The sequence below is a fragment of the Rhodopirellula sp. J20-39 genome (genome assembly GCF_057365095.1).
This window is the reverse complement of record NZ_CP195123.1, coordinates 1,963,476-1,978,075: the sequence shown is the minus strand read 5'-3', so window position 1 is coordinate 1,978,075 and position 14,600 is coordinate 1,963,476. Positions and strand designations below refer to the sequence as shown.

Sequence of the window (14,600 nt, the reverse complement as noted above, 5' to 3'; positions counted from 1 at the left end):
AACGCGACGACAAAACACAAATCATTTTACTTTGACAACCGAATCGGTTGACCGACCATGACCGCGGCCACTGAAAATCTGATGTACGATCTGACTCTCCTTCTACCTGTTGGAATGCCGAACTTGGGAATCCTCGCCGACGTCGAAGACAGCTTCTGGTTCCCGACTCAAGCGTCCTCGTTCGCTTCGGAAGTGGACTGGGTCTACAACATGATCCTGTACGTGTGTTTGATCTTCTTCATTCCCATGATGGCGTTCATGGTTTGGACAGTGTTCAAGTACACCAAGGCAAAGGGCACCAAGGCGGAAAGCCAACTGTCGCACCACACGGCTCTCGAGCTGACTTGGTCCGTCGGCCCATCGATCTTGTTGGTATGGATGTTCGTCCAGGGATCGATTTCCTACTTGGATATGCGAACGCCCCCGGAAGGTGCTTACGACATCGGCGTTCAAGCCTTCAAGTGGGGCTGGACCATGGATTACGGTGCCGGCACGTTCCACCCCGAATTGCACATCGTCAAAGACGAGCCCACGAAACTGTCGATGCGTAGCACCGACGTGATTCACAGCCTTTACGTGCCTGCTTTCCGAGCTAAAAAGGACATCGTCCCGGGCCGCTACAACTACATGTGGTTCCAACCCACCGTAGCTAGCGAAAAGGTCGATCCTGAGGTTTTGGCCAAGGCCACCGAGCAGAACAAGGGCGTGCCGTGGGACTACGACAAGCACCAATTCACCCCCGAAGGTTACCGCTTCTTCGACCTGTATTGTGCTGAATATTGCGGTACAAACCACTCCGAGATGCAAACTGCGGTAGTGGTCCACGAAACCCAGGAAGAACTGGATGCGTGGATCAAAGCGAACAGCACCCGCGGCGAAGTTTCGATGCCAGAATGGGGAGCTTTGCTGTACAATCGACGAGGATGCGCGGGCTGTCACTCCAACGACGGCAGCAAGTTGGTTGGTCCGTCATTCAAAGACCTTTACGGCTCCAAACACGGTTTAGCGTCCGGCGACGAAATTGTCGTAGATGACAATTACATTCGGGAATCAATCATCGCTCCTAAAGCGAAGGTTGTCGCCGGATACCAGCCTGTGATGCCGAGCTACAAGGGTCAACTCAGCGACGACGATATCGCATCGATCATTGAGTACCTGAAAGAACTCAATACCCAGAAGTAACATTACGAACAAATGGAACCCAGCGACCCGCTGAGTTCCCAGCCACCGGAAACCAGGCTGAAGCCACGGTTTCCAAGGCGGTGCGGGCTTCAATGAAGTCACTCACCACCTTAAACACCCCATCGAAGACAGATCGTTTCAATAAGAGGCAATATCATGGCCACGACCAGCGTGCCCTCGACCAGCCGTGATCCCGGCTACCCCACCGATCGCGAAAATTACCTAACCAACTCGTCAGGCATCCTGAGCTGGATGTTCACGCTGGACCACAAACGCATCGGATTGATGTACTTGGTCGGCGTTGTAGGCGCATTCATCGTCGGTGGCCTGTTGGCCCTGGGGATTCGTTTGCACCTGCTGGATCCGGAAGGCTGGATGTTCACCGGTGCGGAAGCAAACAACATCTACAACCAGGTGTTCACGCTGCACGGGGCCATCATGGTGTTCCTGTTCATCATCCCGAGTATCCCGGCGGCCCAAGGAAACTTCCTGGTGCCTGTGATGTTGGGTGCCAAGGACGTGGCATTCCCGCGGCTGAACCTAAGCAGTTTCTATCTGTGGGTGTTCGGGGCGATCTTCTTCGTATCGGCACTGTTCAGCAGCGGCTTGGATACGGGCTGGACGTTCTACACGCCCTATTCAACGACAACGGATACTTCCGTCATCCTGGCGACGCTGGGTGCGTTCATCCTGGGATTCAGTTCGATCTTCACCGGGCTGAACTTCATCGTCACGATCAACACGATGCGTCCACCAGGGATGACCTGGTTCAAGATGCCACTGTTCCTGTGGGCGACCTACGCGACCAGCATCATCCAAGTTTTGGCCACGCCAGTTCTGGGGATCACGCTGTTGCTTCTGATCGCCGAGCGAACAATGCACATCGGGATCTTCGATCCGGAATACAACGGCGACCCGGTCACCTACCAGCACTTCTTCTGGTTCTACAGCCACCCTGCTGTTTACATCATGATTCTGCCAGCGTTCGGTGTGATCAGTGAATTGATCAGTGTCCACAGCCACAAGCACATCTTCGGATATCGCTTCATTGCATATTCGTCGATCGCGATTGCGTTGCTGGGCTTCCTGGTTTGGGGACACCACATGTTCACATCGGGCATGAGCTCGCTGACGACGATCATCTTCAGCGCGTTGACATTTACCGTTTCGGTGCCGTCGGCGATTAAGGTGTTCAACTGGTTGGCGACGATGTACAAGGGCTCGATCAGCCTAACGACGCCGATGTGCTACGCGATCTCGTTCATCTTCCTGTTCACGATCGGTGGTTTGACCGGTTTGTTCCTGGGAACGTTGGCGACTGACCTGCACCTTCACGACACGTACTTCATCGTGGCCCACTTCCACTATGTGATGGTCGGCGGAACTCTGATCGCCTTCCTGGGCGGTGTGTTCCACTGGTGGCCAAAAATGGTCGGCAAACTTTACAACGAAACACACGGCCGGATTGCGTCGTTGCTGGTCTTCCTCGGTTTCAACCTGACCTTCCTGCCACAATTCGTGCTGGGCAGCCGCGGGATGCCTCGCCGATATGCAACCTACGATCCGGAGTTCGCGTTCCTGCACCAGATGAGCACCTATGGAGCTCTGCTGCTGGGAACGGGTCTGCTTTACGCACTGATCACGTTGATGATTTCACTGTTCAAAGGCAAACGTGCCCCAGCCAATCCTTGGGGCGGAGCGACTTTGGAATGGTGCTGCACCAGCCCACCACCGTACTACAACTTCGAACGTCCACCGGTTGTGGGCGATCCGTATGACTTCCACAACATTGAGTGGGACGCGGAAGGTGAACGGTACGTTTCGACCGAACCAGAACGAAAACTGGTTCCCGAAAATCAACCCGAAGAAGTGCCGGCTCACGCTGGCGAACAACACTAGTTTCATTGCCGCAGGGCACTAATCCTGCGGCGAAATGTCTCGCTGATCGTCTCGTGCACGCAACGAACGATCGGCTATAACTTGCGTCGGTTTCAATTTGAGGCCGGCTTCCACTTCAGCTAATCCCAGCAGTCGTCCCGATAATGGCAACCATTGATTCCCTGCCTTCTGAATCTGAAACAAACGATTCGCACGGCCATGACCACGACCACCCGAGTTGGCTTGCGCACCATTTCGAAACCCCCGAACAACAGTTCGACAGCGGCAAGTTGGGGATCTGGTTGTTCTTGGTCACGGAAGTTCTGTTCTTCAGCGGGATGTTCTGTGCCTACGCGATCTTCCGCATGCTTCGTCCCGAAGTTTTTGAAGGTTGCAGCCAGTTCTTGAACACCAAGCTTGGTGCGATCAACACCGGTGTATTGCTTTTTAGTTCGCTGACGATGGCTTGGGCGGTGCGTTGTGCCCAAACCGAGGAACACAAAAAGCTTGCCGCACTGATTGCCACCACACTGTCGTGTGCGATGGTCTTCTTGGGCGTCAAGTCGATTGAATACTCGCACAAGTGGGGCATGGGGCTGCTACCACCAGGAAGCTACTTCTACAACGAAGCGAATCCCCATCCAACGATGGAACAATTGGTGCAGCAGCATGGCTTCACCGAAAGCACAGCCTACTTCCTGCACAACAGCCTCTACTTCTTATGTGCCCCGTTCGCATTGCTGACCATTGGCGTTGCCATCTGGGGCGTGATGGCTTTCGTCCGCGATAAGAAGTTCCAGTTCGAATGTGCGAAGCCACTCTTCGTCGTTTGCCTCAGCTTCTTCTTGGGTGTCGGCCTAGGAATGTTCCTGGAAAGTGGCGACAGTGCAGATCACGGTGCTGGCCATGGCGAGCACGCCGTCGCACAAGTCGATGGTGAGCACACCCACGCGGAAGGTGCCGATCACGATCACGATCACGATCACGATCACGATCATGATCATGCTGACGAGTCGCACGCTGTGGCTGCCGCAACCGATTCGTCGGTCGGTGGCGATGACGCTGCCGTTGAACTGCTTGCGGCTCAAGACATCAATACGGGTGCGAAGGGCTTGTTGAAAGCGAAGCACGCTCAAGCGGAACTCGCCGATGGCCAAATCGTTGCTTCGGACGTTGAAGTGGATATGGGCATCGATAGCACCGAGCAGGACGTGCAAACCAAGCGTCAAGCAGGCGTCTTCTTCGGCATCTATTACTGCATGACCGGCGTCCACGCGATCCACATTTTGGCCGGTATCGGCGTGCTGGTTTGGCTGCTGGTCCGAGCCATTCGCCAAGACTTCAACAAGCATTACTTCGGACCGGTTGATTACGTTGGGCTGTATTGGCACATCGTCGACATGATCTGGATTTACTTGTTCCCACTTCTCTACCTGATTCGGTAGACACATGCTCCGCTCTCGACTGGTCAACCAACCAGTCGACGGCGGCACGACACCGCTTTTATCACTTCTTACACTAACGAACCTCTACGATGTCGGCTCACCCAGAAGACAGTCAAGATTTCGCTCACCCAATGCCATTGTCCGTGCTATTCGGCGTGTTCTTTGCGTTGGTGTTCCTGACCATCCTCACGGTCTATCAAGCTAGCTTTGACTTGGGCAGCATCGATATCGCGGTCGTGATGGGAATCGCTACCGTGAAGGCTGTGTTGGTTGGCTTGTTCTTCATGCACCTGATCGCGGACAAACCGTTCAACATCATCGTGTTCCTGTCGTCATTCGTCTTTGTCGGATTGTTCGTCATCATCACGCTCAGTGATAGCAAGATGACCTCCAATTCGTTCGAGCCGATCCAAGACGAGCCAGTCGCCGAAGCCGGCATGTAGTCGTAACTGGCTTTGGCCTGACACTGACTGGGTCAGCATCCCGAAGCCATTCAGCGCCTAGCTACAATCACCAGCGACTGACCGAAGTCGGTCGCATTTCTACCTCGCTCGGCTCTCTGGCCGGCGAAAATCGGCGCCGAATCCGACGCCTTGGCATCGGGCCTAACAGTCCGCCCAAGTTGGCCCCGATGCGACGTCCACCTTCAGCGGGACGTCCAGCTCCATCACGCCCGACATCGCCGAGACGATCAAGTCAGTCAGCGGCTCGACCTCTTCGGCTGGCGTCTCCAACAGCAGTTCATCGTGGATCTGCAGCAGCAACTTGGCCTGCAGATCGCTCTCTTGCAGGTCTTGGTAAACCTTCAGCATGGCGAGCTTAATCAGGTCCGCGGCGGTACCCTGAATCGGCATATTGATCGCGATTCGCTCCGCTTCGGTCAGACTGCGACGCTTCGACTCGGGCAACTGGGCAAGGTCCCGCACCCCTTGAATCTCGCGTCGACGCCCCAGCATCGTCGAGACGTAGCCTTCGCTGCGACACCGAGCGATTGTGTCGATCATGAATTGTTCGACACCGGCATACCGCTGGAAGTACTGCTCGATGTAATCGCGGGCTTGGTCCTTCGGGATCGCCAGTGTTTTGGCCAAACCGAATGGGCTCTGGCCGTATACGATTCCAAAGTTGATCGTCTTGGCGATCCGTCGTAAATCACTGGTGACATCCGCTTCATCGACTTCAAAGACTTCCGCCGCGACGCGAGTATGGATGTCCGCGTTGTCTCGATAGGCGGCCAATAGCGCTTCGTCGCCACTGTAGTGCGCCAACACACGCAATTCGATTTGCGAATAGTCAGCGCCCAATAACATCCAACCGTCATGCCCCGCCGTGAACGCACCGCGAATCGCTTTGCCTTGTTCGGTTCGGATGGGGATATTTTGCAGGTTCGGCTCGCTGCTGCTAAGCCGTCCTGTTGCGGCCACATCCTGTCGGAACGACGTGTGAACGCGTCCGGTCTTTTCACAAATCAGGTTGGGTAGCGTATCGATGTACGTGTTTTTCAGCTTGGTCGCTTGGCGATACAGCAACAGATGCCGGGCAATTTCGTGATCAACGGATAGCTGTGAAAGCACGTCCGCATCGGTGCTGACCCCGGTCTTGGTTTTCTTGATAACCGGCAGGCCTAATTCTTCGAAAAGAACGACGCCAAGTTGTTTCGGACTGTCCAGATTGAACTCATGCCCCGCGGCGGCGTACACCAACGCCTTTAGATCGGCGATCTCTTTTTCGAACCGTCCACTCATTTCCGCCAATGTACCTGCATCGACGCGAATGCCGTTGCTTTCCATCTCAACCAGCACATCGATCAACGGCATCTCAAGTGTTTCATAAAGCTCGCCCAATTCTTCGTTGGCGAGTTCTTGTCGAAGGGTTTCCGCCAATCGCAGCGGCACGTCGACGTCTTCACACGCGTAGGGTGCGACTTCATCGACGGGAACCTCATCCATGCGGATTTGTTTTTTGCCGGTCCCAATCAGTTCTTTGATCGACGTAGTCGTGTGAGCCAGCCGACGGCGAGACATATCGTCGAGCGTGTGGTTGCGTCCGCCGGGCTGCAACAAGTAATCGGCAACCATCGTGTCGGTTGTAATCCCACGCAGCCGAATTGGCGTTTCGGCTGACTTCAAAACGATCGCGTCAAACTTGATATTGTGCCCGACTTTTTCAATCGCCGACGATTCCAACACCGGTCGCAATGCATTGAGCACCAATGTTTCGTCTAGAACCAGCTCGCCCATCGGCGCCCGAATCGGAATGTAAGCCGCTTCGCCGGGCGCCCAAGCGATCGACATTCCTACCAGGTCGCAACCGACCGCGTGAGTCGATGTGGTCTCGGTATCGACCGCAATACAGGATTGCTCGGCAAGCGTACCAGCAAGCTGGTTGAGTTGTTCTTCGGTGGTGATTGTCTGGTAGTTCGTCGACCATTCCGATTCGACGTTAACAGCTTCGCCATCGCCCAGCAATTCAGCCGCTCGCCCACGCAGGCGACGGAATCCAAACTCTTGGAGCATCGCATCGACGCGAGACAGATCAGCGGCCGACTTCACACTGCGACTCCATGGAATCGGCGATTCCACGTCCTTCTTTAAAGCCACCAACTCACGACTGAGCATCGCCTTGTCGCGGCCTTCCATCAGATTCTGTTTGCGTTTCTTGCCGGATAGTTTTTCCGCATTGTCCAGCACGCCTTCGAGCGTCTCGTATTCTTCCAACAATTGCTGGGCAAGCTTCGGCCCGATCAGCGAGATCCCGGGCACATTGTCGACCGGGTCGCCCACCAACGCTTGATAATCGATCACCTGATCCGGCCGCACGCCCCACAAATCCCACAACTTGGCCGCATCAATCTCTTCGTTCTTACGTATGTTGTAGATTCGGGTCTTTTCGGTAATCAGTTGCCGACAATCCTTGTCGCTGGTGACCACCAAACAACGGCCACCCGCCGCTTCCACTTTGGCCGCCACCGTGGCCAATAAGTCATCCGCCTCGAAGCCGGATTGCTCCATGATGCCGACGCCCATCGCGTCGATGGCGAGTCGAATCAGGGGGATTTGTTGCCGCAGCTCATCGGGCATCGAATCGCGATTGGCTTTGTACTCTTTGAACAACTCGTTACGGAACGTGAACTCGGATTTATCGAACGCTGCGATCAAATAATCCGGTTGCTTGCGATCGATTAGTTCGAGCATGTCGCCGACGAAGCCATAAACAGCCGCAACCGGCAACCCGCCGGTACTGGTCATCGGCGGCAACGCGTGAAAGACCTGATAGATCAACGAGTGAGCGTCAACGACGACAACCAACTGATCGGTTAGGTCAGGCGTATCTTCGTCCGCGGCGGGCTCAATGGTGTGACGCAAGACCAATGGCAACGACTCATCACCAATCGCCACGGCAGCGTGCCGTTGCTTGCGATCATCCGAATCTGGCTTTGCGGGACCTCGACCGGTCGCCGTGTCACGTGCAGCAGTCGGTGCTCGCTCAACAGCCGGATTTTGCGTTGCTCCCTTCGCTAATTCCTCGGTTGGCTTCTCAGTCGGCTTCTTTGCCTTGGACACTGGATCTTTCGACCCTGAATCTTTCGACATTGGGGCTGGCTTGGCCGCATCAGCCGTTTCGGGCGAGTCCTCAAACCCACTGAATAACATTTGGTCGTCGTTGTCAGCGTCAGGGCGACGTTTCGCCATCGTTGGCTCGGGTTCTTACGAGTGAAGCGGGCAGGCAGAATCCCGCCTGTTATACACTCAAGGCAGCGGCAAGATCACCGTCGCGCGGGTCCCTGCACCCGGGTTCGACTCAAAATTCAACCGCCCACCCAACCGAGTGATCACATTGCGAGTCAGGAACAATCCCAGACCGATTCCGCGGCCCGGTTCTTTGGTCGTAAAGAACGGTTCACCGGCCCGATCAAGCACCTCTTCGGACATTCCGTGGCCATGGTCAACCACGTACAGAGCCATCTCGTTGCCGAGTCGCTGGGCCTGCAACGTAACGTTGCCATTGGTAGCCACTTCTTGGGTAGCTGTCGATTGGATTCCCGCCGATCCCGATTCAACACTTTCCGCAGCGTCCGAATCCAGCGGTTCCGGTTGCGACTCGTGAGTTAAAACAGCACGAGGCTCCAGTTCACTGGCGTCCAAAGCGTTATGGATCAAGTTACGAATCGCTTGTGCGACCGCTTCTTGCGGCAACCACATCGGCTGTGATTCCCAAGCGGGCGTGTCGTCACCTTCGTTTACTGTCAACGAATGTTGCGAGACATCAGGAAACCACGGCGTGTCCGGCTCCAAAATTTCCACGCGGTGTGGGTCCCGAATCCCTTCCAGCGTCGTATCGATCAGGTCACCCAACGTGATGCGATTCCATTGATCCGCGACGGCGTCACCCGCCGCCGACCGCATGCGAGACAAAACCTGACGACACATGTGCAACTGACCGTCGATCAACGCAAGGTCATCGTCGACCGAAGACGGTTTTTCGACGCTCTCCAGGTGACGAGAAAGTTCGCGGCACGCGATATCAATCGCCGATAACGGAGTCGCCAATTCATGGGCCGCTCCAGCCGCCAGTGTCGTCAAGCCTTCCAACCGGACCGCATCGGCTTGTTCGGATTGGCTACGACGCAGGTCTTCTTCTCGAGCACGCAAACTGCGGGATGTCCGCGAAACGAAATAGGTCACCACGGTCCCGCAGGCCACAAACGCTAAGAGCGATACCATGTCGCGCATCGACAAGCTACCCATCCGCCACATCAATGGATCGATCGTCTGGACACTCAACCCGCGAACCGGCCACGAATCCAACAACAACGTGATGTAACCGACCATCGCCAATCCGGTCAGCGTCCACGCCGCGCCCCGCTGCATCATCACCCCGCCCACGGCGAGGTTCACGAAATAGAAAAAGCTGAAGGGGTTGTCTGCTCCACCGCTTAGGTGAAGCATCGCCGTCAGGGTCACCAAATCGAGCGACATCAACCCGAAGGCGACTCGCGAAGCGGTGCCGTTACACTCGCTTTCGGATTCCAACCGTGATGGAAAACGATACAGCCACCAACCGTAGATAAAGTTGGTTCCCGCCGTCATGAAGACGAGCATGCACAGCGGCACCACCGGAAGGGAACCTCCGGTGGCAAAGTAAGCCGCCACGATGGTGATCAATTGCCCGATACTGGCAAACGATCGCAGACGCAACAACCAGGTCGACGAGCCTAGCGGCGCGGATGAAATTAACGACATGACGCCTTAGAGATACCGACCAAAATGTTTCCAGTATCCACTGTGATGAGCAATCGCATTGAACGGGTTGGGAAGCTCGCGGCACAAGTCATGATTGGTCAAGCGAGATCCCGATAGCTTCGGACAAGGTGTCGCGACAACGCCGTTACCGACCAAGCGTTCCATGATCGGTGCGATGGACAAGATCGCGTCGCGGCGTGAATACAGATTCACCAATCGGCCGGTGAACCGCTGGCCCACCGATTCCCATCCATCGCGTCCCGCCACACCGCCCATCAACATCACGTTTTCAATTCGGTAGTCCTCAACGAGGCTTTCCAACGCCGAGCGAATCACGACGGTCCCCAACGAATGGCCAATCAAGTGCAGTGGCCGCGTGCGAATCCCAGGAATGGTTTCAAGCATCGTCGCCAAGCGTTTTCCATCCCGACGAGCACACCAATACCGATGCCGAAATTGCCCCGCACCCAATACCAGCATCCCGCCGGCACCACCCGCCAAAGAACCCACGCCGGCTAGCATCCGTCCCGCCTTCAGTGCCGGTACGCCGACTTGAACCGAACGAGCCATCACGCCGACCGAAGCACCCGCCTCGGCCCATTTCCCGGCCGCCCAATGAACCGCATAGGTTGCGCCGGACAGGTTCGCAGCCTGGATCAGACTCGTCGCCGGTTGAGCACGATAGCCAGCGATCACCAAATGAATGGGTCCGCGATCGGTTTCGTTGATACCACGAAGGCGAACGGTCATGCAAAATTCCTATTGTTGGTGAACGACTCCATGATAAGTGCCCGTCGATGACTGCCCAAGTGCAAAAAACGGGCTTAAAAACGCACACAAAGCTTCCACCGCTTCGGACACGACGTTCACAACGACTCAATCAATCAGGCAAATCGTGCCCCCAACGCGCCCCAGCGTTAAGGCGTCACCCGGCTGAAATACCAAACCTGACTCGACCAGTCCGCCGCCGGATAAACTCGCACTTCCGGCCCCGGCACATAGTCGCCATTGGCATTTTGGCCGGCTGCCTCTCGCGTCAAAACTCCATCGCCGGGCGACCAGCCGCTAAGCATCCGGAAGCCACCGTCACCGTTGGGCACAAGCGACCATAACTGACTGGACCAAGACTCATTGAGACTTTGCATTCCCAAAACAAACCCAGGAAGCTGCTGCCCGTTGCCGTCCTCGATCCCTTGACGAGTTAGATAATCGTTTCCGTCGGACCAAGCACTGCGGAACCGATAGACGCCCGTGTCAACCTTTTCGAGCTGCCACTGCAAACTGCTCCAGTCGATCGACGTCTCGTCGAGTTGATCCAAGTAGACATCACCGGCGGGAACGAAATTGCCGTTCTCGTCAGGCGACCCGAATCGGGCCAAGTATGACGTTTCATTGTCCCATCCGCTGCTCAAACGATACAGATCCGGGGCTTTGTCCACCAACGCCGCCTGCATTTCCAAGTAAGCCAGCTTCGGCTCAATCGGATCGTTTAGCCCGCCGCTCATTGGGGTCGCAAACATCGATGTGCCCGGCGGGATCACCGTGTCCTGGAAACCCGGCCGGCGGTCCGCCAGCGTGAGCGTGAAATCGGTGTCCTGCAACCACGACGTTTCGTCGGTGAAGTCCCACATCAAGAACGACTTACAAGCCGGTTGGTCCAATGCGATTTGCAATAGTTCCCGGAACACCTTGGCTTGCTGCTGAAGCTGCGCCGCCGTTGGTGGTTCTTGATCGGGGTTGGACGTAATGGTCGAAGCGATATCGGCTTCGGTGATAAAAACCTGAAAGCCCTCGTCAGCGAATCGCTGGAAGTTGGCTCGGATGCTCGGAAAGTCGGGCTCATACCGCACGTCCAACCAGTGGTTTTGAAAACCCACGCCATCAATCGGCACGCCAGCATCTCGCAATTTGATGCAGTATGCCAACAATCGATCCGACTTATCGTTAATCGTCTCAACGGAGTATTCATTGACAATTAAAATCGCATTCGGATCCGCCGCCTTAGCCCACTGAAATGCCTTGGCGACATACTCAGGTCCCATGGCTGCGTATTCTTTGTAAGGCAAAAAACCATCGCCCGACCCGAGGCCGATACGAAGCCCATCGGCATCCATGGCGTCACCATTGTCACCGATGATTTCATTGACCACGTCCCATACCCAAACGCGGCCTGCCGTGCTGGTCGCCATTGTCGATACATATTGAGCCAGCTTTGCTTCGACCTCTTCGTTCGGCAGATCACGGAACCATGGCAAGCGAACATTTTCCGTCGGATACACCAACACGTGAGCGTGCACACGCATCTGGTTGCTTAACGCCCACGAAACGTTTCGAGTTAATCCGGACGTATCAATCGGTTGGTTCGGATCATCCCACGGACCAAACGGCATGAACGCTTTGGTAGTCACCGCGTTGAATTCGGACTTCGCGAATTCCAATGTTGGCAATTCAAAGCTTGGCGTGTCGTAGCCACCCATCACGCCACCGATCGCAAAGTCCGGTGGTGCCAAATCCTTGAACCGATGCCCCGGAAAAGAATCCTGGCCCGCAAACTGAGCAAAGGCGGCCGGCGTGGACAGCAACAATGCGACGACGAAACCCAGCGTTGCCCCAAACATGGTCGATTTTGATGGACGGAAACGAGATCGAAGGAGCAGATTCATAGGAAAAACTTTGCGAAAAAGGAAATGCACACCGATCCGAATGACACGCTCCCAAACGGGCGTCCCCGGCATATCGGTGCAGCGACGTGATAGCGAGTGTTCACTTTGCCGGCGGCAAGAATGCCAACAATCAAGCGAAGCCGAAACGCGGAAACTGCCCAGCGAGACCCCACCCAATTGAGGACACTCGTCCCGGTTTACCAAACCTGTGCCGCGTCCAAGACAGTCCATTGACCGGTAAATCGAAACTCCGAATCACGCCAACTGACTCCCCCGCCTTGAGCTGTTTTTCAAAAACGGCGAGTACATTCGGCGAAGCCTGGGTGTTCCTTTACCTACGGCGGTGGCTTTTCAATCCGATGCGAGCCCCCCGTCGAGAAGTCTGGCTAGTCAGATCGATGACCCTGCCACCCCCGATTGGCGAGGCGAAGTGGACCGACGCTACTAGATTGTAAACACTCCGCTTTACGGTATCCTCGGATTCGTGCCAGCGTCGAAAAAGACGCCCGCTTCGACGCCGAATGCCGCCTTAATCGCCCACAAAGTTGAATCAGCCACCTATAATGAGGTGCTGTTATTAGAGCGAACCCTGACCTCCTCTAGGATTCTCATGCCGACATCCAGTGACCCTACCTTGTCCAATTTGGATGCCCTATCGAATCAATTGCCGGCGTTCGCAGACGATCTAGACGACGAACCTCAACGTCGAATGGGCTTCCTGCGATCCGCCCCGGCATGGTTGGTCAGCACGCTGCTACATGTCGGCATCATCTTGGCATTAGGACTGGTGACGCTTGCCGATCCAGTCAAGATCGTCAACGTGTTGTCGGCAACCGGATCGGGTGAGGACGGACCTGAAATTGAAGAGTTCACCATCGAGCAAATCGATCCGGGTGAAATGCAAGAGATGGAAGACTTCAGCGAAGAGGTAGAAGTCAGCGAATCGCTCGAGATGGCTGAACCGGTTGCGGTCGACGTGCCCATGGAAATGGCCGCCGTGCCGATGGAGATGTCTGACTTTGCTTCCGAAATGGCACCCGCCGCTGCCAGTCTGCAAACTCTCGCTTCAGCGACGATGTCCGAAATGGACAGCCGATCAAGCCAAATGAAAAAGAAGCTGCTGCGAGAATACGGCGGCAACTCGGCCAGCGAAGCCGCGGTCACCGAAGCGTTAAAGTGGATATCGTTGCACCAGATGCCTAACGGCGGCTGGACGTTTCAACATAACTTGGTTTGCAAGAACGCCTGCGACCACGGCAGCGACGAAAAACGATCGACGGCCTTCAATGCCGCCACGGCGATGGCGTTGTTGCCATTCTTAGGTGCCGGACAAACACATATGTCAGGCGACTTCCAAAAAGCCGTCCGGCGTGGATTGCTGTTCTTGGTGAAGAACGGCAAGCCCGGCAAAGAGATGGGACTTCCGGTTTTGGATTTGACCGAACCCGGTGGCAGCGGCATGTACTCGCACGGACTCGCAACGATCGCGTTGAGCGAAGCGTACGCGATGACCGAAGATCCCGCGTTGGCTGGCCCAACTCAAGCCGCACTTAATTTCATTGTCGCGGCCCAATGCAAAGATGGTGGCTGGCGATACCAACCACGTGAAGCTCGCGGCGGCGACACGTCGGTGGTCGGTTGGCAACTCATGGCGCTCAAGAGCGGCTACATGGGACACCTGATCATCCCACCGCAAACCATCAAAGGCTCAACCCGATACCTCGACAAAGTCCAATCCAAAGGCGGTGCGTGGTACGGCTATGACAAACCCGTCACCAAGCCTCGGTTGACGACGACAGCGGTGGGCTTGCTATGTCGTATGTACACGGGCTGGGACAAGAACAACAAGGCGTTGCAAGAAGGCGTAAAGCTGCTGGTCAAAAGCGGACCTTCCAAGTCCGATATGTACTACAACTATTATGCAGCCCAGGTGCTTCGGCAAAACGGGGGCCCGGAATGGGAGAAGTTCAACCAAGAACTTCGAGACTATCTCGTTTCCAAACAGGCTGAATCGGGCGGAGCGAAGGGAAGCTGGTACATCAAACCATCGCACGGCGATGCTGGCCGACTCTACGTCACTTCGCTGGCCACGATGATCCTGGAAGTCTACTACCGGCACATGCCGCTATACGCTGAACAGGATGAAGAAGACGACTTCCCGCTCTAGAACATTTTGAAATTGGACGTGC

At 55.6% G+C, this 14,600-nt stretch carries 9 protein-coding genes; 5 read left to right on the top strand and 4 right to left on the bottom strand.

Going from position 1 to position 14,600, the window contains the following annotated elements:
- Window positions 1–57: 57 nt before the first annotated feature.
- The 4 genes from ACR3ZL_RS07140 to ACR3ZL_RS07125 all read left to right on the top strand — a co-directional run bounded on the left by ACR3ZL_RS07140 (window position 58) and on the right by ACR3ZL_RS07125 (window position 4,948).
- On the top strand, window positions 58–1,182 hold the full coding sequence (locus tag ACR3ZL_RS07140) for a cytochrome c oxidase subunit II (protein WP_473648569.1): 1,125 nt from the start codon (window positions 58–60) through the stop codon (window positions 1,180–1,182).
- A gap of 156 nt (window positions 1,183–1,338) precedes the next feature.
- Complete coding sequence (locus tag ACR3ZL_RS07135; protein WP_473648570.1) at window positions 1,339–3,081, top strand: cytochrome c oxidase subunit I; 1,743 nt, start codon at window positions 1,339–1,341, stop codon at window positions 3,079–3,081.
- Window positions 3,082–3,224: 143 nt separating this feature from the next.
- Complete coding sequence (locus ACR3ZL_RS07130) at window positions 3,225–4,505, top strand: cytochrome c oxidase subunit 3 (RefSeq protein ID WP_473648571.1); 1,281 nt, start codon at window positions 3,225–3,227, stop codon at window positions 4,503–4,505.
- Window positions 4,506–4,594: 89 nt separating this feature from the next.
- Window positions 4,595–4,948, top strand: a complete 354-nt coding sequence (locus tag ACR3ZL_RS07125) for a cytochrome C oxidase subunit IV family protein (protein WP_473648572.1) — start codon at window positions 4,595–4,597, stop codon at window positions 4,946–4,948.
- 162 nt (window positions 4,949–5,110) lie between these two features.
- On the opposite strand, the gene polA is transcribed toward ACR3ZL_RS07125, so the two are convergent.
- The 4 genes from polA to ACR3ZL_RS07105 all read right to left on the bottom strand — a co-directional run bounded on the left by polA (window position 5,111) and on the right by ACR3ZL_RS07105 (window position 12,411).
- Window positions 5,111–8,197: a DNA polymerase I gene (gene polA / locus ACR3ZL_RS07120; RefSeq protein WP_473648573.1), complete on the bottom strand. Its 3,087-nt coding sequence runs from the start codon at window positions 8,195–8,197 to the stop codon at window positions 5,111–5,113.
- Between the two features lie 57 nt (window positions 8,198–8,254).
- Complete coding sequence (locus ACR3ZL_RS07115; RefSeq protein WP_473648574.1) at window positions 8,255–9,748, bottom strand: sensor histidine kinase; 1,494 nt, start codon at window positions 9,746–9,748, stop codon at window positions 8,255–8,257.
- A gap of 6 nt (window positions 9,749–9,754) precedes the next feature.
- Window positions 9,755–10,498: a DUF726 domain-containing protein gene (locus ACR3ZL_RS07110; protein WP_473648575.1), complete on the bottom strand. Its 744-nt coding sequence runs from the start codon at window positions 10,496–10,498 to the stop codon at window positions 9,755–9,757.
- Window positions 10,499–10,665: 167 nt separating this feature from the next.
- Entirely contained in the window at window positions 10,666–12,411 is a 1,746-nt protein-coding gene (locus ACR3ZL_RS07105; protein ID WP_473648576.1) for an endo-1,4-beta-xylanase, read from the bottom strand.
- Window positions 12,412–13,021: 610 nt separating this feature from the next.
- On the opposite strand from ACR3ZL_RS07105, the gene ACR3ZL_RS07100 reads away from it, so the two are divergent.
- Entirely contained in the window at window positions 13,022–14,578 is a 1,557-nt protein-coding gene (locus tag ACR3ZL_RS07100) for a prenyltransferase/squalene oxidase repeat-containing protein (protein ID WP_473648577.1), read from the top strand.
- Window positions 14,579–14,600: the final 22 nt, after the last annotated feature.